General features: G+C 60.9%; 27 protein-coding genes. 5 read left to right on the top strand and 22 right to left on the bottom strand.

What is annotated here, in order from left to right; translation table 11 throughout:
- Nucleotides 1-98: 98 nt before the first annotated feature.
- From C4Q26_RS01865 to C4Q26_RS01890, 6 genes are read right to left on the bottom strand one after another with little or no spacing between them, the layout of a single operon-like run.
- Nucleotides 99-1,175, bottom strand: coding sequence for a hypothetical protein (locus tag C4Q26_RS01865; protein ID WP_104882635.1), 1,077 nt, complete (start codon nucleotides 1,173-1,175; stop codon nucleotides 99-101).
- Complete coding sequence (locus tag C4Q26_RS01870; protein ID WP_177429814.1) at nucleotides 1,175-2,581, bottom strand: DUF4055 domain-containing protein; 1,407 nt, start codon at nucleotides 2,579-2,581, stop codon at nucleotides 1,175-1,177. The genes C4Q26_RS01865 and C4Q26_RS01870 overlap by 1 nt, the downstream gene beginning before the upstream one ends.
- Nucleotides 2,582-2,583: 2 nt before the next feature.
- Nucleotides 2,584-3,903: a terminase gene (locus C4Q26_RS01875; RefSeq protein WP_104882637.1), complete on the bottom strand. Its 1,320-nt coding sequence runs from the start codon at nucleotides 3,901-3,903 to the stop codon at nucleotides 2,584-2,586.
- Nucleotides 3,878-4,354, bottom strand: a complete 477-nt coding sequence (locus tag C4Q26_RS01880; protein ID WP_023379917.1) for a DUF2280 domain-containing protein — start codon at nucleotides 4,352-4,354, stop codon at nucleotides 3,878-3,880. Before C4Q26_RS01880 ends, C4Q26_RS01875 begins: the two co-directional genes overlap by 26 nt.
- A 30-nt stretch (nucleotides 4,355-4,384) precedes the next feature.
- Complete coding sequence (locus tag C4Q26_RS01885; protein WP_104882638.1) at nucleotides 4,385-4,996, bottom strand: putative metallopeptidase; 612 nt, start codon at nucleotides 4,994-4,996, stop codon at nucleotides 4,385-4,387.
- Between the two features lie 20 nt (nucleotides 4,997-5,016).
- Complete coding sequence (locus C4Q26_RS01890) at nucleotides 5,017-5,232, bottom strand: hypothetical protein (protein ID WP_027907677.1); 216 nt, start codon at nucleotides 5,230-5,232, stop codon at nucleotides 5,017-5,019.
- A 59-nt stretch (nucleotides 5,233-5,291) separates the two neighbouring features.
- Here C4Q26_RS01890 and C4Q26_RS28240 point away from each other — a divergent pair, with 59 nt between their 5' ends.
- Nucleotides 5,292-5,528 carry a hypothetical protein gene (locus C4Q26_RS28240; RefSeq protein ID WP_104881554.1) on the top strand — a complete coding sequence of 79 codons (237 nt, stop codon included), beginning with the start codon at nucleotides 5,292-5,294 and terminating at the stop codon, nucleotides 5,526-5,528.
- Nucleotides 5,529-5,565: 37 nt separating this feature from the next.
- On the opposite strand, the gene C4Q26_RS01900 is transcribed toward C4Q26_RS28240, so the two are convergent.
- From C4Q26_RS01900 to C4Q26_RS01975, 16 genes are all read right to left on the bottom strand, one after another.
- A complete protein-coding gene (locus tag C4Q26_RS01900) occupies nucleotides 5,566-5,835 on the bottom strand; it encodes a hypothetical protein (RefSeq protein WP_104881553.1) in 270 nt (89 codons plus the stop codon).
- On the bottom strand, nucleotides 5,835-6,146 hold the full coding sequence (locus C4Q26_RS01905) for a hypothetical protein (protein ID WP_027907674.1): 312 nt from the start codon (nucleotides 6,144-6,146) through the stop codon (nucleotides 5,835-5,837). The genes C4Q26_RS01900 and C4Q26_RS01905 overlap by 1 nt, the downstream gene beginning before the upstream one ends.
- 460 nt (nucleotides 6,147-6,606) lie before the next feature.
- The gene (locus tag C4Q26_RS27815) at nucleotides 6,607-6,789 is read right to left on the bottom strand and encodes a hypothetical protein (protein ID WP_158664875.1); all 183 of its coding nucleotides are present in this window, start codon (nucleotides 6,787-6,789) and stop codon (nucleotides 6,607-6,609) included.
- A gap of 171 nt (nucleotides 6,790-6,960) precedes the next feature.
- Entirely contained in the window at nucleotides 6,961-7,641 is a 681-nt protein-coding gene (locus C4Q26_RS01915) for a hypothetical protein (protein ID WP_104882640.1), read from the bottom strand.
- Nucleotides 7,638-7,760, bottom strand: coding sequence for a hypothetical protein (locus C4Q26_RS28245; protein ID WP_256583361.1), 123 nt, complete (start codon nucleotides 7,758-7,760; stop codon nucleotides 7,638-7,640). The genes C4Q26_RS01915 and C4Q26_RS28245 overlap by 4 nt, the downstream gene beginning before the upstream one ends.
- Nucleotides 7,757-8,359 (bottom strand): recombination protein NinG, encoded by a 603-nt coding sequence (locus C4Q26_RS01920; protein ID WP_104882641.1) that lies wholly within the window; start codon nucleotides 8,357-8,359, stop codon nucleotides 7,757-7,759. Before C4Q26_RS01920 ends, C4Q26_RS28245 begins: the two co-directional genes overlap by 4 nt.
- Nucleotides 8,350-8,673, bottom strand: a complete 324-nt coding sequence (locus C4Q26_RS01925) for a hypothetical protein (protein WP_104882642.1) — start codon at nucleotides 8,671-8,673, stop codon at nucleotides 8,350-8,352. The genes C4Q26_RS01920 and C4Q26_RS01925 overlap by 10 nt, the downstream gene beginning before the upstream one ends.
- Nucleotides 8,670-9,140, bottom strand: a complete 471-nt coding sequence (locus tag C4Q26_RS01930) for a hypothetical protein (RefSeq protein WP_104882643.1) — start codon at nucleotides 9,138-9,140, stop codon at nucleotides 8,670-8,672. The genes C4Q26_RS01925 and C4Q26_RS01930 overlap by 4 nt, the downstream gene beginning before the upstream one ends.
- Nucleotides 9,133-9,762: a hypothetical protein gene (locus tag C4Q26_RS28035; protein ID WP_177429815.1), complete on the bottom strand. Its 630-nt coding sequence runs from the start codon at nucleotides 9,760-9,762 to the stop codon at nucleotides 9,133-9,135. The genes C4Q26_RS01930 and C4Q26_RS28035 overlap by 8 nt, the downstream gene beginning before the upstream one ends.
- Nucleotides 9,762-10,022 carry a hypothetical protein gene (locus tag C4Q26_RS01940; protein ID WP_104882644.1) on the bottom strand — a complete coding sequence of 87 codons (261 nt, stop codon included), beginning with the start codon at nucleotides 10,020-10,022 and terminating at the stop codon, nucleotides 9,762-9,764. The genes C4Q26_RS28035 and C4Q26_RS01940 overlap by 1 nt, the downstream gene beginning before the upstream one ends.
- Complete coding sequence (locus C4Q26_RS01945) at nucleotides 10,019-10,825, bottom strand: hypothetical protein (RefSeq protein ID WP_104882645.1); 807 nt, start codon at nucleotides 10,823-10,825, stop codon at nucleotides 10,019-10,021. The genes C4Q26_RS01940 and C4Q26_RS01945 overlap by 4 nt, the downstream gene beginning before the upstream one ends.
- A complete protein-coding gene (locus tag C4Q26_RS01950) occupies nucleotides 10,812-11,738 on the bottom strand; it encodes a helix-turn-helix domain-containing protein (RefSeq protein WP_104882646.1) in 927 nt (308 codons plus the stop codon). Before C4Q26_RS01950 ends, C4Q26_RS01945 begins: the two co-directional genes overlap by 14 nt.
- Nucleotides 11,735-12,202, bottom strand: a complete 468-nt coding sequence (locus C4Q26_RS01955; RefSeq protein WP_104882647.1) for a hypothetical protein — start codon at nucleotides 12,200-12,202, stop codon at nucleotides 11,735-11,737. Before C4Q26_RS01955 ends, C4Q26_RS01950 begins: the two co-directional genes overlap by 4 nt.
- The gene (locus tag C4Q26_RS01960) at nucleotides 12,199-13,062 is read right to left on the bottom strand and encodes a BRO family protein (protein ID WP_104882648.1); all 864 of its coding nucleotides are present in this window, start codon (nucleotides 13,060-13,062) and stop codon (nucleotides 12,199-12,201) included. Before C4Q26_RS01960 ends, C4Q26_RS01955 begins: the two co-directional genes overlap by 4 nt.
- A 319-nt stretch (nucleotides 13,063-13,381) precedes the next feature.
- Complete coding sequence (locus C4Q26_RS01970) at nucleotides 13,382-13,585, bottom strand: hypothetical protein (protein WP_104882650.1); 204 nt, start codon at nucleotides 13,583-13,585, stop codon at nucleotides 13,382-13,384.
- 32 nt (nucleotides 13,586-13,617) lie between these two features.
- A complete protein-coding gene (locus tag C4Q26_RS01975) occupies nucleotides 13,618-13,821 on the bottom strand; it encodes a Cro/CI family transcriptional regulator (RefSeq protein WP_104882651.1) in 204 nt (67 codons plus the stop codon).
- An 83-nt stretch (nucleotides 13,822-13,904) separates the two neighbouring features.
- Between C4Q26_RS01975 and C4Q26_RS01980 the strand changes: the two genes are divergently transcribed.
- From C4Q26_RS01980 to C4Q26_RS01995, 4 genes are all read left to right on the top strand, one after another.
- Nucleotides 13,905-14,630, top strand: a complete 726-nt coding sequence (locus tag C4Q26_RS01980; protein WP_256583362.1) for a helix-turn-helix transcriptional regulator — start codon at nucleotides 13,905-13,907, stop codon at nucleotides 14,628-14,630.
- 75 nt (nucleotides 14,631-14,705) lie between these two features.
- Nucleotides 14,706-15,206, top strand: a complete 501-nt coding sequence (locus C4Q26_RS01985; RefSeq protein ID WP_104882653.1) for a hypothetical protein — start codon at nucleotides 14,706-14,708, stop codon at nucleotides 15,204-15,206.
- A 418-nt stretch (nucleotides 15,207-15,624) separates the two neighbouring features.
- Nucleotides 15,625-16,056: a hypothetical protein gene (locus tag C4Q26_RS01990; protein WP_104882654.1), complete on the top strand. Its 432-nt coding sequence runs from the start codon at nucleotides 15,625-15,627 to the stop codon at nucleotides 16,054-16,056.
- A 352-nt stretch (nucleotides 16,057-16,408) separates the two neighbouring features.
- Nucleotides 16,409-16,807 (top strand): hypothetical protein, encoded by a 399-nt coding sequence (locus C4Q26_RS01995; protein WP_104882655.1) that lies wholly within the window; start codon nucleotides 16,409-16,411, stop codon nucleotides 16,805-16,807.
- The last annotated feature ends 34 nt before the right edge of the window (nucleotides 16,808-16,841 follow it).

Consider the following 16,841-nt stretch of genomic DNA (forward strand, 5'->3'; position numbering starts at 1 on the left):
CCCGTCCATCCGAACCGCAGGCATGAAAAAGCCCCGCACTAGGCGAGGCTTTGCAATTGCGCGCCACGAAATGGCGCTTTGGTGTTTTGTGGCGCGGGCTACAACAGGCGCTCCCGGAGCTCATCGAGCGTCAGGAACTTGCCCTTGTCGTTGTAGAAGTCCTGCAGCTTCAGCTTGTCCTGGCGCAGCAGCTTCCCCCGCTCCGGGCCGAGGATCTCGTCCTGGCGGGCGGCAGGCTGGCGGGCAAGCCATTCGGCGTAGGTGGTCTGCTGCGGAACCTGGCCATCCATAGACGCCCTGGTCGCTGCATCGCTGATGCCGAGCGAAAGAGCGCTCTTGAGGATTGGCAGCTTGGTCGAGCGGCAGCAGAAGTGAATACGGCCCGGGCCGGCTAGCCACGGCACCTTGTGCCCGATGGGCCGGTAGGTGCCCAATGTGTACGGCAGGCGGTCACGTATTCGGCAGGTCGTCGATGTCCGGTTGTCCAGAGTGCTCAGCCACTCAACATGGCTGATGATGTCGCTGTTGGCCTCGAACGCCTTGTCGCTGGCCGTCTCAGCCGTGCTGGACACAGCAGACCGGACAACCGCCTCCACCTCCCGGCGAGACCTCTGCAGGATGCCGTCAGCGTACTTCTCCGCCTTGGTACCCATGATCTGCCGGACGATCTCCGGCGTCGTGCGCCCTTCAAGCACGCCAGACCGCACGGCATCGCGGATCGACGCAGCACGGTCGGCCTCGATGCCCGCCATCCACTCGCTGAGCAGCCGTCCTTGGAAGGGTCTTGCCAGCGCAATGGCGCGTACCTGACTGAACTGTGCCACGGCAACCGGGAATCGCGCCTGCACAAGCTCAGGAACAGCCGCTGTAAGCGCAGCGGCCTGAAAGGCAATCTCGTAACTGGCCACGCCGTCGATTACGCCTGTGAGCGCCTGCTGCAGGCTAAAGAACGTCGATTGATTGATCCGCAGCACGGGCGCCAGAGCGGCATCGATCGCTGCAACGGACGCGCCGGCATCCAGGCTGTCGATGGCAGCAATGAGCGCTGCCCTCATCTCAGGGTCAGAACTGTTCAGGATCCTGATGATCGCCACGACCTGGCTGTTGCTCAGCCTGGACAGGTCGACCTCATGCCCGATCAGCTCGTTCAGCAACTTCTCGTTGGCCGTCTTCATCACAGCGTACCGAGGGCCGGGCCCTGGGCCTCAATCTTCGCCAGTTCCTCTTCCCAGTCGTATTCGTCGCTGATCACGCCGCGCCGCTGCATCTCGGTGAATAGCGTCTCCTTACTGATCATCCCGGCATTTGCCATGGACACCAGCGTCGGCAGCGACACCTCCGGCATGTAGTCGACATCGAAATTGCCGCGCATCTCGACGGTTCCGCCATCGCCCAGTCCGCGATAATCGGCCATGAACTGGAGCAGTTGCGCCAGGCAGTCGGCGAAGTGGTGAGCCATGCGTGCCAGCGGGGACAGTTCCTGCGCCGCCTCCTCCTCCGCCTGGGTGGCGGTCTTGGTGGCTGTTTTGTCCGGCGTCAGCAGCTTGGCCCCGGCCATGCGCATCTCGTTGATCAGGTCCTGCAGCGCGGTGCGACCCGCATCGACGGCTTGGCCGGTGTGCTCGACATACTTGAGGTCACAATCCTTGGGCAGATCGGTCAGCTGGCCGGTACCCACCTTGAACTCTGGCGGAATCACCTTCCCCTGGTTGTCGTACTGGGTCTGGATGCCGATGCGCACCAGGATCGGCACGCGGATAACGTGGAGGATGTTGTCCTGGTCGCTCTGGCTTTGCCAGTGCTTCACGTTCAGGTGTGCCAGTTCGATCAGCGGCGGCTTGGCCGTCATGAAACCGGTGCGCCCCGTGTAGAAGGTGACCCAGGGGATCGCGGTCAGGCTGTTGGTGCCTTCCTCGTGCAGCTCCCAGGTACCGCCAGATGCGGCGTGCTTACCGCGCACGGCCTTAGCTGACCTGCGATAGGTTCGCCAGGCGCCCGGCTCCAGCACGCGAATCTGCTCGACGCACTTGGCGCCGAACTCGCCATCTTCCTCCTCGACCACCTCGATGTAGCGGACCATGGTCAGCACGCCGCCCTTGGAGCGCCAGCCCAGCACCTGCTCAGGCCTCACCATCACCACATAGGGGCGCACGCCAGCGGCCTGCTCGTCTGCCTGGGTCTTCAGCTCACCCGCTGGCGGGTGATCGACGAAGGCGTGGCACAGCCCATGGCTCAAGCCTTCGGTGAAGAACCCCACCGCCCAGGAGTTGAGATCGTTGCCGGCGTGGTCGATGTCCTTGGTCATCTCGACAATGGACTCTGGCACATCGTCGCCTACCTGCAGCGGCTCGGCGAACACGCGGGAGGTCATGTTGCCCACGGTCTCGGAGTACGCCGGCAGCAGGGTCGAAAGGCGCAGGCGCTCTTTGTAGGCCTCGTCGTCTTCGGCTGGGTACTGCGGCAGCAGGGCCTTGCCCGCGGCGCGCATTGCCATTGTCCCGTTCATGAGCGGCGAGATCACGGCCCAGTAGGCGCGCATCGCGTCGACAGCGGGCAGCGTGATGCTCGGGTTATCGCTCATGGTCACATTCTCAGGGATTGGCTTGTGGTCGTCGCCACGTTGATCGGGTATCGCTTGGCGATGAAGTAGCCAGCGGCGTCGTTCATGTGGTCATGACCCTTCTTCGGGTCCTTGTCGGGTTCGCCATGCTTGTCGTAGGTCTGGCGCTCCAGGCACAGCGTCAGCTGTGGGCACTGGTCCATGTTGACCTTAAGCCGGCGTTCGCCGTAGCTGTTCAGCAGCATGGCGTTGACCGAGTTAACCCGGTCTTTGACGCTCGGGTTCTGCGTGTCCACGATCACCGTGAATCCAGCTTTGCGCAGCAGGGACAGGTCCGACTCGCTGGCGTTCTTGCTACTGGTGTTCTGGCCACTTGCGTCGGGATAGACCGCTATGCCGTGCCCTGGGAAACGCGCCTTGATCTTCTCGATCATCTCCGGCGTGTCACGAACCGAGTGGAACTCATCAAGGGCCAAAGGCAGGCCATCGCGGACGACATAGACCACCGCGGCCATCTTCATGACGTTGAAGTCCATGCCGATGTGCAGGGCCTCGCCAGGCTTGATTCGCTCGCTGGTGCGGCTCTCGCTTCGGCTGAAGGTGTAGTAGACGACCCCGGCGTAGTTCTCGAAGCTGGCCTCGTACTCCTGCCGGAATGTGCGCGGGTCCATCTTGCGGCGCGCCGCGTCTAGCTCCTCAGCCGGAACATTACCGCCCTGCAGTGAGGTGTAGAGCCAGCTCTTGTGGTCTGGCTCACCGTCAGCCTGACCGTCGCGGTAGGTGTCGAAACAGTGGTTAAAGCCCTTGGGGGTGCCGATGCGTAGCGCGTGACCACCCTTACACTTGCCGACGCCCGGTATGACGTACTCGCACGTCGACAGCATCGGCCGCAGAACTTCCTCCCAGGCAGCCCATTTACAGTCTGCCCATTCGTCCACCAGCACGAAGAACAGGCCTGAGCCGCGCAGGTCGTCGTAGTTCTCCAGGCCCACGCAGCGGATCAGATGGCCGCTCTTGAGCGTGATCAGCATGTCCGACTCGTTCGGCTTGCACTCTCGCCACTCTCGCGGGATGGCCTGCTTCAGTCGGCGCCAGAACACTCGGCGGGCCTGCTTCTGCGTCGGGGCTGCGTACCAGATCTCATCCTCAACGCTGACACCCCACTCGGCAGCCAGCCGGGCCGCGCGGCGCATCTCAGCCTTGCCGAGGAAGGTCTTGCCGAATCGCCGGCCACACACCGCATCGCGGAAGCGGGCATTACGCTGGAAGCCCCACACGTAGATGTTCGCCTGCTTCGGCGTCAGCTTTACCGGAGCCTCATAGGTACGGGGTAGCGGGGACATTCTCGTCTGGCTCCAGCTTGTACTCAGCAACGGCGTGCTGCTGGTCCGCCTGGGAGCCCAGGGGCTTGTCGGGTTCGATCTTGCGGTTGACGTACATGTCGCCGCATTCCTTGGCCGCCTGCTCATACAGCTGAGCGGTCAGCGCCAGGTTTCGCATGTTCTCGGCCTTCTCGGCCAATCGCCCAAGCCCGCGCAGCCGAAACGCTCGGTTAGCGATTGGAATGTCTGCCGTCTCTTCACGAAAGCGCTTTCGGCATTCGTGGAAAAGGTCAGCCCACTTTTGGGCCAGACCTCTTCCTGCATACTTGGTGGGGTCATGCGACTCGCACTGCTGGCGACTCACTTCAATCCCGAATTCCTTCTTGACGGCCTCAGCAACCTGCGACGGTGTGTCGAAGCAGGCCAGAGCCTGAACAATGAAGGCTTTGACCTCGCTTCGTAGTGCTGCCATAGGGTTGTCATCCGTCAGGACCCGTCAAAATCAGGCCGACTTGAGTAGGCAGGTTCCGCAGGCCCTCGAAATGTTGATCTTGGCCACCTCTGGCGGCCTGCTCGCAGCGTCGATCAGCTGCTGTACGTCATGCCCGGCACCGTAGCGGCGCACCACGCCAACGAACTCTTCCACATCGTGTCCACGCAGCGTCAGGCTGGGCAGTCCGTCCTGGGTGAACTTGGGCGCGCCGTACTGATCGAGCTTCTGGGCTATGTGGTAAAGCTCGTGCTCGACCAGAGCGCAGAACTCGGTGTCGGAGCACTGGGAGCAGTAATCGGCAGCCAGGGTGATAACGAAGCCCGGCACCTCGCCGAACCAGTCGATCATTTGCTGCTCTTGCCGAGCCTTCTGCCATCCGCCAGCGCGGAACATCAGCTGTTCGGCCTGACCTACCACGGTTCGACCTTGCCTCTCGAAGCAGGCGGACGCCCACAGAAAGCGCAGCGGTGCGTCGATCAAGTGGGCATGGTCGGGATTGTGCAGATCGCCTGTGTCACTGAGGATCGCAGCCTGTACCCACTCGCCGACCTCAGGCGCTGGCTTAAGCCTGGTACCGAGCATCGATAGATCGGTCAGCTCAAGCAATGCAGGTGGCGGCATGGGCCTGGCCGTTTCTCCACTCACTTGCACACCATCTTGTGCGTCTCGGCGTGGGCATGGCCATGCAGCAGGCCGACGATCAATCCTTGCGGAAGCCCGGCAGTCTTTGCGACGTCAATTGCAGCCGCCAGCGCAGCATCTAGGCCGGATACAGCAGCCTTGATCTCGTTACTGACCGGTAGCTCGTGGCGGATCCGAGTGACACGACCCGTCATCGAATCGTCTCGATGAGTCATGTTGATGGTTTCCCTCTGTGGGACTAATACTTAGTTATCTGCCTGGGGAGGCACAGAATATGCAACCAAGATTCGTTATCGTTCCGGCTGTGCCAATAGAAGGCGAGTCCTTCCAAATCGGTAACCGGTTCTACTCCGCCACAACTTCGGGCGGATTTGATATCTATGACAACCAGGAAAAGGCCAGGCTGAAATTTGGCTTCACAAACAGATCTGACGCCGCAGCTGCGTGCGACAAGATGAACGCCGACTCACGCAATCCGGACGAGCTATTCCCCCTGCTGCGCTCAGAGTGAAACGCTACGAAACGGCGCATCCCGAATTTGTGGCGCCCTACCCCGGCTGAAACACATGGCCACGTCGAGCGACCGCGTACAGGACGATCCCGAGCTTGAGGATCACGCCGTACACGGTGGGCACATGACCGTTCATGGCCAGGACGAACGAGCCGAAGGCGCCGATGGCCACCAGGTAGAACGCGACGGCCAGTAGCGGGTGATCCATTGGGCGGATGCGGCGCAGGTAGTCGCACGCAGCGATCACCACCAGCACGCTCAGGAAGGCATTGGCGCCGATCAGGACTGAAATCAGGGTCGAGCTCATCAGGTAGCTCCTTTGGCTCCGAACGATCCCACGAGCGACTTCAGCGCCGGGATGATGTTCATTGCCAGAAGGCCTATCAGAAAGGCCACGCCGTATTGGGTTTCTCCGCTTGTGCCAAGGCTGAAGTAGCTGATGGCGAGCGGGGTGCAGAAGACTGCCGATGCGAAGCCGGTGAAAAAGGCAGCGACCGCTTGGCCCCGGGTGAGCCCGCGCAGGAAAGTCAGCGAGAGGATCGCTCCTGCGAAGCCGCCAATGATCACGCCGTACTTCACCAGCAGGACGCCGGCAGTCGTGCTTGCTGGTTCGGCCATGAGTGGTTCCTAGAAGAAAAGGCCCGGAGGGGAGGCCCTATTGAGGGACCGGGCAAGGTGCGGAGCAGCACTTAACGAATCGAATTGGGGCGGGCCCAGGGAATCGAACCCTGATTGTCAGCATGTGACTGAGCGTCCTGCGCTACCCGCGTTGTGTGGGTCTCTCCCCACCTGTCCTCCGAAGACCATCCTGGCGCCAGCACCCTACTGCACCAGTCTCGCCGATCCGGTCACGCGCCACCCTGAAAGCATGTGAGGTCAGGGTGCGCGGGCTGCCGGTGTTTTTCCGTACACCACACTACCGGCTAGCAGTGTCCAGGCTGTCCCGTTAGGGCCTGCCCTGGCTGCAGTTGCGTTTCTTGCTGGAACAAAAATCCCGGCGCTTGGCCGGGACTCTTGAGGCCCTCTTCGGGCAATAAAAAACCCGGCTCAGTGACCGGGTTTGCGGAGGCCGTTGGCCTCAGATGGAGCGGGGAACTGCACCAGCAGCGATGCAGCTACACCAGATGGCGGATACCACGTTTGCAACAGGCTTGAAAAACAGCATGGTGAAGCTTGGGATCTCGGTCATCTTACTACCCTCATCCGCGAGCGAAATAACTGTCGCGGTCAGCATTTCTGGTGTTGTGGAAAGCACGGCCATGAAGACCGCCATAACAAACAGCAACGCCACCTGGGTAGCTGTGAGAGCTGCCGGAATCGAACCGTTCGCCCCCCGAAGCCATTCGTCACTCCTCAACACGCGCAGGAATGACAGGATGGTGCAAATTTACGACATGGCGACATGATATTGCAAGCCCTTTTGAGGGCCTTTTCACGCCGCCTCGTCGAACAGCACGCCAATCGCTTCAAGCATGTGCTGGGCCTCGGTCAGCGCCTCGTTCACCAGCGACTCCAGAGCGCCCTTGATTGCCCGGTTCCAACGCTGGTAGGTGCGCTCGGTCAGGCCTTGGGAATCCCAGTTGGTCATGTCGTAGTTCGACTCGGCCAGGACGATCATCTCCCCCGGCTTCACCTCGGCCACGGCACGGGCGTGCTTGTTGGCGCGCTCAGCAGCGGCAGCAGCAGCCTTGTTGCGCCAATCCCACTGCCCTTCCCGTTCGTTTTCGCGAGGGTCAGGCGCCTTGAACTGGGGCACCTTGCGCTGAATGCCCTTCGTTTGCTGCGGAACTGCCCAGACCAGCACGGCCTGCTGGGTGAAGCGCTTCGGTGCCGGGGTTGGCACGATGGCAACCAGTCGGCCAATGGAGTCGATCTTGCGCCCCTTGTGCGTGCTGTACCTCGCCACTAGGGCATTCCAGTGTCGCGGGCTGAGTTGGGCGTGCAGCAGCTTGTGCACGATGGAGTCAGCCAGCAGGGCGGCATCCTTCCCCGATATTTCTCCCTTGAGCTTGCTGGACTGTACGCGCGGTTCGACATTGCACCCGCCGGCGCCATTGATTGTCTCGGCTGCCAGGGCGCGAACCACCGCTGAAATCACATTTTGATAGCTCATTCGCCCTTCTCCTTCTTCATCCGATCCGATACGCGCATGGCGTGCCAAACGCACAAGTTGCTTGCCACGATCAACGCCAGCACCAGGAGGTGCACTGCGCCATTCCAATCCAAGGTCATGCTGCCGCCCTCCTCAGGTCTTTGAGTTTTTGCCTGTACAGAGCCTTGATGGCCTGCAAGTCCTCGATGGTCAGGCGCTGGGGCTTATGAGGCCCTTCGAGCCAGTCGACCCGGTCGGCGCCGATGCGCTTCACCAGCCGTATGCGGTACTCGACCGCGTTCCCCGACAGGTTCCGGTTGCACTTCACGCACTGCCGGTGGACGTTGAGCGGTTCGAAGCGCAGCTCCGGGCAGGCGCCCACCGACCGGTAATGGCCGGCGTCCCAGCGGCTGCCGGTGATGAGGTCGTGGTCGCTTGGCAGCGAGTCGCAGCTGATGCACGGCAGGCCGGCGTCGCGCTCGCGGATGTAGGCATTGAACGCGGTCTGGGCCTCGGCCATGTGCTCGCGTCGGGTCTTCAGCTTCTCCCGGCGCTCCTGCAGGTCCTGGCGGGCCTGCTTCGTGATGGCCCTGGCCGCGACCTTCTGCAGCTTCGGGTCTTTGGCCATGGCCTTGGCGCAGGCGATGCTGCATACCTTCTGCGTGGTCATGGTCGGCTTGAAGGGCTTGCCGCAACCTGGTGCCTTGCACTTCTTCGGCTTGATCTCGGCTACACGCATGGCTCGGCCTCCTTGGCTTTCTGCTGCTGAGGCTCGAAGTCGCCACCTAGAGGCATGAGCCATTTCTGCCGACACGGACCAGAGCTGACCATGATGGTCCGCTGGATGTAGCCACCAACGAGGGTCTTGGAACCGTCGGGAGTCTCTACGATCCAGGTAGCCATCTCCCGAGGACTGAATCTCACCCCCTCGCGAATGAAAGGAGTGCCATGGGCGGCAATGAACTCGACGAGCCGGACGGTCTTGCCAATGTTTTCAGGTGCCGCTGAATTGACGATAAGCGCCAAGTCGCCCGGTTTGAAGTTGTGGCTCATGCCGCCACCTCGCCCACCAAATCACCGAAGAACACACCCCTAGCCGTGAACTCGGCCAGGATGCGGTCGGTGTACTGACAGCCCTGGGCACGGTCGAACAGCCGGGTGACCGGGAATCCATCCGGCCCGAACATGGCGCACGGCCCCATCAGGCGAAGCTTCACCTCATACGGAAGGTGGATGAACGACTCGGCCCAGCCGGTGCGGAACTCGTCGCAGCCGGCGCGCATGATCGGCACGCCGAAGTGCAGCTTGCAGTACCGGCGCACATCGTCGATGTCGCCCATCTCGGTGCTCTTGGCAATCCGGTCGTACATGGCGAACCACAAAGCGTTCTGGTCCAGGGTGCGGTCCTTGCCCGGGCGCATGCTGACCACGACAAACTTCTTGTCGCGGAACAAGCGGGTGAGCATGGTCACGGCCTCGGAAAGCTTGGCCTGAGAGTTGACGGAGATTTTCTCAACCATTGGGTGCCTCCTTGGCCATGGCCTGGGCGGCGTTCCTGATTCGGCACCAGCCACATGGCGTGCCCGACCGATCCCCGTTCCCGCGATCCCATACACCTGGCACCTCGTGGCAGTGGCCGGGCGCATTGCCGCCGCTACTGAGGCGCCCATTACCCTCCTCGAGCGCGGAAAGGACCAGGCTGCGAAGCGCCTCGTTCTCGGCCTTGAGCTGGTCGCGCTCTCGATTGGCGTTGATGAGCTGAGCAGAGAGGCAATCGCATTCGCCTCGCCATTCCCCGGTGATGTCGTGCACGTCGCCGGTGTCGCCGCAGGTCCAGCAGAATGGTCCGTGGCGCCAGGTTTCAAGCTCTTGTTCAAGCTCTCGCTCCTTTTTGCTGCGACTGGTCGCCAGCCGCTCGATCTCCGCGAGCAGGGCAAGAACCGTAGCCGGGCTGGCGGCAGCAGCGAACTCAGCGTTCTGGGCGCCCTTTCCATCAGGGGTGTGCCACGCACTCAGGATTTTCCAGCTACCGTCACCGATCACGTGCACGCCGTTGTGGTCAACTTCTACCCGCCGAGCCCCGTGGCTTTGAGTGGCAGCCTCGGCCAGCGCTTTCAGGTCACGCATCTTGTTGGTGTCCATCAGTGCTTCTCCTGGGCCAGGTACTCGTGGCAAAGCTTGCCGGTGGTCTTGTGCTCAAGATTCCCTTGGCGGTTGGTGAAGAACTCGCCCTTGGGCAGGTATTCACGCTTGAACACGCCATGCCACTTGCCGATGCTTGGGTCGCAGGCCGCGCATAGCTTGCGGCCTTGACATGGGTTTCCCTTGTCGTTGCGGAACCAGTAGCCGCTGGTAGCGGTGTTGTCGCGGCAACCGCACTCCTCACACTGGAATAGGCTCACACCCCCTCCCCGGCCGGCTGCCCGGCGCGCTTGATGTTCAACTGAGCGACTGCGGCGCGTGTCTGCCGCTTGCGCAGGTAGGTTTCGATTCGACGGCGCTGGTCTTCCTTGGCGCGCTCGCGGTCTTTCTTGGCCTTGGCCGCCTTGAGGATGCAGCGCACCTCGGCGAGCTTTTCCCTGGTCTTGGCGCTGGCCTGCGGGCGCACCTCGCCGGTGAGCAGGCCGGCAATGGCCTGGCCATCCTGGGTGATTGGTGCGATACGCAAGTCGGCCAGGTACTTGGCCCCGGTCTCGTGAGTGATGAGCTGGGCGCGGACGGCCGACTCGATCGCGGTCACGCGGCGGCCCTGGTCGTAACCCAGCGACACCTCCCACTTGGCTGGCTGATCCTCGGCCCGGGCGAAGCTGACCAGGCGCTCGTAGGCGCTCATGAACGCCATCCGGGCGCCGACCTTGTCGCCGGCCACGAGGATGGGCTCCGAAGCGATCATGGCCTGGCGGATTTCAGTGGTGAGCACGACCGTTTCATGCTCGTCACTGGCTGCCAGGGCGATCGACCACGCCTCATCCTTTCCGGGGCGGGTGTCAGCCGCGTGGATGTGCTTGAGGACCATTCCGAGCGAAAGGCGCCCAGCAGGCTCTCTACGGCACGCGCGCAGCGCGCCAATGATCACGCCAGGCTCATAAGCCGAAAGGTCCTCAGCGATGAGCTGAGCGCCTCCAGAGCTGATGGTCTGTCCCATTGCCTCGGCAGTCGCGCAGATTGCACCGGCCAGTTCGGCTTGTTGCTCAGAGGAAAGCATTGCGCTGCCCTCCCTTGCCGTTGAGGATCGCGTCGGCCGCCTCCTGCGCCGCGTTGATGTTCGCCTGGGTCTGCTCTTGCTGGCGGGCAGTCGTAGCGTTCATTTGGCGGTTGGTGACCCACTGGGTGTGGTAGGCCTCGGCCTTGGCCAGCAGGTCGCCCAGGTTGTGGCAGCCGTTGATCAGGCGAGCGTCGTTGATCGTCAGGAAGTACGCAGCCACATGGTGGGCAGCATCGATGCCAAGCCGGCTGATCAGCTGGCCAACCTGGCCGCCGGCCTTGGCGTTCCACACCGGCCACGCGTGGTAGCGCTTGCGGTAGGCCATGGCGTAGTTCGCCCAGGCCTTGAAGGTCTTGCATGCAGGGTCTTTCGGGCCAGGCATATCGGCAGGGATTTCGCAGCGCGGTTGCTGGGCAACGAAAGGCACCACCACGCCCTCCGCGACCACGGCTTCAGCCTGCGTCGCAACCGGTTCAGTGACTGGTTCTATTACTGCTTCAAAAGAGTGACTGGTTCTGGGGTCATCTGCCGCCCCACCCCCTAGGTCATCTTCTGCCCTAGGTAGGTCATCCACCGCCCCACCTGGGTTTTCTGCCGACCGGGGTAGGTCATCTGCCGCCCCACCACCTGGGGCAGGAGAAAACCCACCATCTAGGTTCAGGTGGAACAGGTTGGACTGGTTCAACTCACCCTTACGGCGGTACTCTCGGCGCACGAGGCCGGCCTTCTCCAGCTCACGGATATGCGACTTCACTGTCGAGCGTGCTATCTCGCACTGGTCAGCGACATGCTGATACGACGGCCAGCACTCGCCCATGTCATTGGCGTTGTCGGCCAGCTTGATGAGCACGAGCTTGCGCAGCGGATTGCCGACCTTGGTCTTCATGGCCTTGACCATCAGCTCCATGCTCATTGGCCGCGCTCCTGGGTCATGGCCGCATCCCAGTACGACTCGAACGCATCCTTAAGCCGGCCGCAAAGCTCCAAAGCAGCTATGTGCTGACCCTCAGAAACGCAGGCGTCGATATCCTCGATTTCGTCCTGCAGATAACCTTCGACGTAGGCCTTGGCCTTGTCGCGGAGTTCGCGCAGAGCCAGAAGCTCTCGGTAGAATCCAGCGGGAATGCGTGCCTTCTGCAGCCACTCGTTCTCGGCCTTGAGCTTTTCCGCCTCCTGTCGCGCCGATTGGACTGCCCGGAAATTGGGGTTCTCATCGCGGCGCTCGATCTCCTCGATCAGCCCCAGGATGGTGTGGCAGTGCATGTGCAGCCAGAGCGCATCGGCAGCTTCGGCGTGCTCGTCAGCAATCTCAGGCCGGTCCTCGCACTCTGCGACTTTCCGGGCGAGCCTCTTCAGCTCTTTGATGTCGATGCTCATGCTGCACCCCGCACGGCCTTGTCGTGGGTGTGCAGGCCATCCCAGTTCTTCTTCATGGGCAAGTCGCCCGCTAGGTACAATTCGTACAGGCGAGTCGCGCCCTTGCGCAGCAGGATCGGTGTGTAGCTGATAAAGGCGTCTTTCCCGTGCGGGGTGACTTCGTGCTGGTGCTCGGTCATGTACTTGTCGCGGGCGTAGGCGGCGACGCGGTACCGGGTACCGGACTTGCTCTCGTTGTAGAGCCAGTTGCGACGCTCAAGGAAATGGCCCACCTGCATGATGTTGACCCCATTGAGGCCCTTGCAGAACTGAACGTGGCTCATGCCTTCCTTGAACAGGTTCTCCAAGTGGTCGATTTTCTTGGCCTGGGCCTCGACCTGGACGGTGAGCAACACGCGGGCCTTCTCCGACTCCAAGGCCATCTGAAGGATTTCCAGCTTGCTGAGGTCGGCGGGCTGGGCCGGCGCGCTATATCCACCGGTTTTGCGAATGCTGGGCAGAACTTCGCCCACTACCCATTCCTCGAAGCGTTCGGCTTGAGGCATCTTGGAGCGCATTACCAGGCGGTAGACGTCACGCTCAGGGATGATGTTTGCCGATGGCCCAAGGGTGAACGAATCGTTCACCCCCACCGGGCGCAGGCATTTGCAGTGGTCGCGCACTGCTTTCTGTGGATTGGAGTAGCCGAGGCCTTCGGCTACGTCCCTGGCAGAGAACCACGGCTCACCATCAATGAGCACGACACGGACGTCGAAGCCCTCGAAATTAAACAGATTTACTGTCCGCGCCACGAAATCGTGGTTCGCATTTTGTGGCGCGAGATTCGAGGGGGCTTGTATACTGGATTCCTGCAGATGCATAATTCACCTCAAGAGTTTTATGTGAAGCAGAGAGCCGGGCCGCAATCCCGGCTTTTTTGTGCCTGTAATTCAGAGAGGGCCTCTGCCCTACCCTGAAGAGTCCCTCGGTGAGGCCCTCATTGGGGCCACCAACTGCAGGACTTTGGCCTTACGGCGGCCAACCACTGAAAGAGCGCCACTGGCAACAGCTGCTTCGAACACCTGATTCATTGCAGTGTTGAAGTCCCAGTCATTGGCCCTCATCAGCCCCTCTATTCGCTGCCGCACATCTGGCGGCAGCTGATCAAGCTGCACGGTCATTTAGGCCTCCAAAGGGCCTTCAGCCCGCGATATCTTCTTGCTGCTTGTCCTGCATCAGCTCTTCGATAACGCCGTTGGCTACGGCCCATTCGATGATTTCGTACAGATAGGTGGCGTGCTGCATTCGGGTCTTGCTCGCAGCCCTCCGGAGAATCCGGTCAAGCACAGGTTCGAAACGAACCTTCACCGGTATGGCGCGCTTCTGGCTGGGGTCTTGGTACATGCTGTTGTGGCTCCTTGCGGCTATGAGATTGGTTAAGCAGCTTCGGCTGGATAGAGGTCGGGGCGCAGTTCATGCCGAGAAACGCCGGTGGCCTTCTCGATCGGGAGAGCCTGGCGAGCCGGTACACCTCTGGTCTTCCAATAGGAAACAGCCATCGGCGTAACGCCCAGCATCTCGGCCAGGGCCTTCCCTGATCCAGCAGCGTGGATTGCGCGTTCCAGAGGTGTGGGATTCATAAACATTCCGCCTTGGGCGAATAAACACGATTCAACAATACGTTTATTTAATAAACAACGCAAGCCCGGTAAACTTCTCGTTTATGACGAATCAACATTCAGGCGATCGCCTGCGACAATTCATGCGAGAGCAGGGGCTCACACCGAAAGGTGTTGCGGAGTCTCTTGGGGTCTCGCCTCAGGTTTTGAACAACTGGTTCAAGCGCGGCATGCCCGCCCGGGCAATCTTCGAGGCTGCGCGAGTGCTGCTGGTTGATCAGCATTGGCTTACAACTGGTCAGTCTCATCCGTCAGGCATGAGCCTTGCACCTACCCCGCCACCAGCGGACGCGGAGATGCTTGGCCCGTTCGATGTCTGGGATGACGACACCCCACTGGATGATGACGAGGTGTATGTGCCGTTCCTCAAGGAAGTGGAGCTGTCGGCCGGCAGCGGCAGAACCGTCGTGGAGCAGTCGCACAAGCAGAAGCTGCGCTTCGGCAAGCTGACTCTTCGTAAGCAGGGCGTACAGCCAGACGACGCGGTGTGCGTGACTGTCAGCGGGAATAGCATGGAGCCAGTGCTTCCGGACAAGAGCACCGTGGGCGTGGATCAGGGCAGCACGTCCGTGGTGGACGGAAAGATGTATGCGCTCGACCACGACGGCCAGCTGCGCGTGAAGATGCTGTATCGCCTACCTGGTGGTGGAATAAGGATGCGCAGCTTCAATCGCGATGAGCATCCCGATGAGGAGTACACCGCCCAGCAGATGATCGATCAGAACATCGTCATCAAGGGCAAGGTCTTCTGGTCTTCTGTGCTCTGGTAACTCAGCAATAGTGGCTCATGGCCTTGCGCCATGGTGCTATGATTCGGCATATCGCCTCCTGGAGCTGATTCCCGAATGAACAAGATTTTTGCGTCTATTGCTCTTGCCTGTACCTTGTCGGCCTGCGCTATTCCTCAGCCTGCCAGACAGGCGCCTGTCCCGCGAATTCCCTTCCCTGCGGCCGAATACGATGCGCTTCCGAAAACTGGCACCGGGGCACTCACTGGGCAGGTGTTCATGCGCACAGTTGGCGGAGACGTTAAATTTGGAGCAGGCAGCGACGTCTACCTATTGCCGGTGACCTCCTACTCCAAGCAGTGGTACGCAGAGAGCTATATCGCCGGCAGGACACTGGAGAGCCCGGACCCTCGCGCCAGGCAGGGCCAGGTCCACACCCAGGCTGATGGCAACGGCAATTTCACCTTCACCGACCTGCCTCCTGGAAACTACTTCCTCAGCTCCACCGTAACCTGGCAAGCCCCTACGCAATATGGCCTTCTCCCTCAGGGTGGCGTGGTCGCCAAGATCGTGACCATTGCAGACGGAAAGCAGACCAAAGAAATGCTGACCAAGTAGACCTGCTGATATTCCCTAGAAGCCCGCCTAGCGCGGGCTTTTTTGTGCCTGCGATTTGATCTATCTCCCGATCAATAAACAAAAATAAACAAAAGGTGTTGACGTGTTTATAAACATCGCGTTTACTAAGCCCATGCCGAGGCGCTACACAGCCCCTCGGGAGGCCCTCAAGCCTCACCGCTCTTTAACAACCAAGACCGCCGAGCCTGCAGGCATAGCAGGCCACCACCCCAACAGGGCTCTGGTGCGATCAGGTGTCCTCTGGGCAAAACCCGTTGGACTCAAGCGGTGCGCAAACCTCAAGCGAAGCAGGGAGCGCATTTGCCGGATAAGCGACCGGCACCTGAGAGAGAAACAGATTTCCTCGATGCCCTTCTCGCGAGGGGTATCAGGGAAGTCAACGAACGAGGAATGAGGAATGCAGCTTGAAAACTATTTTGCTCTGGCTTGCGGGCTTGGCCTGCTGCTTGGTCTGGCTTGGTTCGCTCTCTACCTTCTTAGCTGGGCTTGGGTTTGGACTTGGGCTTGGCTGGATGATTCGAAGCCGCCTCGGCGGAACCCGCTGATCCAGTGGGTGAACAAGCATCGAGGCTTCGGCCCCGGCGAAGGGTTCTGCTGTCGGTATGGATATCAGCGAGACGACGGCAGGCGCATTGATGGCGAAGGCGGCTTCTTCTACCCATTCCTTGCGCTGTCGCTTGCCCCTCTCGCATTGCTGGTAATGGTGAAGCTCTATCCAGTAACCATTGCCGTGTTCACCGGCATCGCCATTGCCCACTTGGCCCGCTTCGCTCGCCGCCACAAGAAGCTGTTCGACAAGCACGTCAAAGACCCCGAAGCACACAAGTGACAGACGATTCCCCGGTGCTCCTCAAGCGGGGCGCATCAGGGGGAATCTACTGGAGTAAGCCGAAATGAGAAATTCGGAAAAACCGAATATTTGCCAGAAATGCCAACGTATCCACGACAAGGCAACTTCGATAGCTATTGGCAGGTTTCGACTCGAAGGGCCGGTCGGATACGTAGCACGGGATGTGCCCGGTGCCCCGATTCGAGAGACGCGAGATCTAGCTAACGCCGACTACTTCCAGCATTGGTGCCGCTCTGATGATCAGCAAGAGCTGTTCGAAGTATGACGATTTCACTCGCAGCCATTCCCACGAGTGGCTGCCGGGAAATCAACCGCCCTGGAGGGCAAGACGATGACACCTGCAGAAGCGCTGGATTACCTGCACAAGAACGCTGACTCGCGAAACATGATCTTCAATCCAGCTCGACTGAAGACCGCACTGTTCACCCTCGGCATCCATGAGAACTACTTGGATGGCGAGAACGCCGAGCTAGAGTGTTTCATCCGCGCGGTCCGGTGCGAGGTGATGCGGGCTCAGAAGTTATTCCCTGGACGCCGCCTGATGGGCCTGGCTTTCAACGAGGAGGCAGGAGAGCTGAACAAGGCGCTTCTGGATGAGCCTTGGAAGCAGGTTTACAAGGAGGCTGTGCAGGCCGCGACCATGGCTGCCAGGGTCGCGCTGGAAGGCGACGAATCTGTCGATGACTGGCGGGCAAGTAAGGGGCTCGACAATCCAACGCTGCACGAATGATTCCCTGACAGCCGGAAAGACGGCCCGATGCCCT

Source organism: Pseudomonas sp. SWI44 (assembly GCF_002947915.1).
In the GTDB taxonomy this organism is placed as follows: Bacteria; Pseudomonadota; Gammaproteobacteria; order Pseudomonadales; family Pseudomonadaceae; genus Aquipseudomonas; species Aquipseudomonas taiwanensis.

Excerpts from the sequence above, each read along its gene's own strand:
- C4Q26_RS01870 (WP_177429814.1), bottom strand. The coding sequence starts at position 2,581 with ATGAGCGATAACCCGAGCATCACGCTGCCCGCTGTCGACGCGATGCGC.
- C4Q26_RS01925 (WP_104882642.1), bottom strand. The coding sequence starts at position 8,673 with ATGAGCCACAACTTCAAACCGGGCGACTTGGCGCTTATCGTCAATTCA.
- C4Q26_RS01930 (WP_104882643.1), bottom strand. The coding sequence starts at position 9,140 with ATGGTTGAGAAAATCTCCGTCAACTCTCAGGCCAAGCTTTCCGAGGCC.
- C4Q26_RS01880 (WP_023379917.1), bottom strand. The coding sequence starts at position 4,354 with ATGGCAGCACTACGAAGCGAGGTCAAAGCCTTCATTGTTCAGGCTCTG.
- C4Q26_RS01980 (WP_256583362.1), top strand. The coding sequence starts at position 13,905 with ATGACGAATCAACATTCAGGCGATCGCCTGCGACAATTCATGCGAGAG.
- C4Q26_RS01955 (WP_104882647.1), bottom strand. The coding sequence starts at position 12,202 with ATGAGCATCGACATCAAAGAGCTGAAGAGGCTCGCCCGGAAAGTCGCA.
- C4Q26_RS01890 (WP_027907677.1), bottom strand. The coding sequence starts at position 5,232 with ATGACTCATCGAGACGATTCGATGACGGGTCGTGTCACTCGGATCCGC.
- C4Q26_RS01915 (WP_104882640.1), bottom strand. The coding sequence starts at position 7,641 with ATGAGCTATCAAAATGTGATTTCAGCGGTGGTTCGCGCCCTGGCAGCC.
- C4Q26_RS28245 (WP_256583361.1), bottom strand. The coding sequence starts at position 7,760 with ATGACCTTGGATTGGAATGGCGCAGTGCACCTCCTGGTGCTGGCGTTG.
- C4Q26_RS01865 (WP_104882635.1), bottom strand. The coding sequence starts at position 1,175 with ATGAAGACGGCCAACGAGAAGTTGCTGAACGAGCTGATCGGGCATGAG.
- C4Q26_RS01960 (WP_104882648.1), bottom strand. The coding sequence starts at position 13,062 with ATGCATCTGCAGGAATCCAGTATACAAGCCCCCTCGAATCTCGCGCCA.
- C4Q26_RS01885 (WP_104882638.1), bottom strand. The coding sequence starts at position 4,996 with ATGCCGCCACCTGCATTGCTTGAGCTGACCGATCTATCGATGCTCGGT.
- C4Q26_RS01975 (WP_104882651.1), bottom strand. The coding sequence starts at position 13,821 with ATGAATCCCACACCTCTGGAACGCGCAATCCACGCTGCTGGATCAGGG.
- C4Q26_RS01945 (WP_104882645.1), bottom strand. The coding sequence starts at position 10,825 with ATGCTTTCCTCTGAGCAACAAGCCGAACTGGCCGGTGCAATCTGCGCG.
- C4Q26_RS01990 (WP_104882654.1), top strand. The coding sequence starts at position 15,625 with ATGCAGCTTGAAAACTATTTTGCTCTGGCTTGCGGGCTTGGCCTGCTG.
- C4Q26_RS28035 (WP_177429815.1), bottom strand. The coding sequence starts at position 9,762 with ATGGACACCAACAAGATGCGTGACCTGAAAGCGCTGGCCGAGGCTGCC.
- C4Q26_RS01875 (WP_104882637.1), bottom strand. The coding sequence starts at position 3,903 with ATGTCCCCGCTACCCCGTACCTATGAGGCTCCGGTAAAGCTGACGCCG.
- C4Q26_RS01995 (WP_104882655.1), top strand. The coding sequence starts at position 16,409 with ATGACACCTGCAGAAGCGCTGGATTACCTGCACAAGAACGCTGACTCG.
- C4Q26_RS01920 (WP_104882641.1), bottom strand. The coding sequence starts at position 8,359 with ATGCGTGTAGCCGAGATCAAGCCGAAGAAGTGCAAGGCACCAGGTTGC.
- C4Q26_RS01950 (WP_104882646.1), bottom strand. The coding sequence starts at position 11,738 with ATGAGCATGGAGCTGATGGTCAAGGCCATGAAGACCAAGGTCGGCAAT.
- C4Q26_RS28240 (WP_104881554.1), top strand. The coding sequence starts at position 5,292 with ATGCAACCAAGATTCGTTATCGTTCCGGCTGTGCCAATAGAAGGCGAG.
- C4Q26_RS27815 (WP_158664875.1), bottom strand. The coding sequence starts at position 6,789 with ATGGCCGTGCTTTCCACAACACCAGAAATGCTGACCGCGACAGTTATT.
- C4Q26_RS01900 (WP_104881553.1), bottom strand. The coding sequence starts at position 5,835 with ATGAGCTCGACCCTGATTTCAGTCCTGATCGGCGCCAATGCCTTCCTG.
- C4Q26_RS01985 (WP_104882653.1), top strand. The coding sequence starts at position 14,706 with ATGAACAAGATTTTTGCGTCTATTGCTCTTGCCTGTACCTTGTCGGCC.
- C4Q26_RS01970 (WP_104882650.1), bottom strand. The coding sequence starts at position 13,585 with ATGTACCAAGACCCCAGCCAGAAGCGCGCCATACCGGTGAAGGTTCGT.
- C4Q26_RS01905 (WP_027907674.1), bottom strand. The coding sequence starts at position 6,146 with ATGGCCGAACCAGCAAGCACGACTGCCGGCGTCCTGCTGGTGAAGTAC.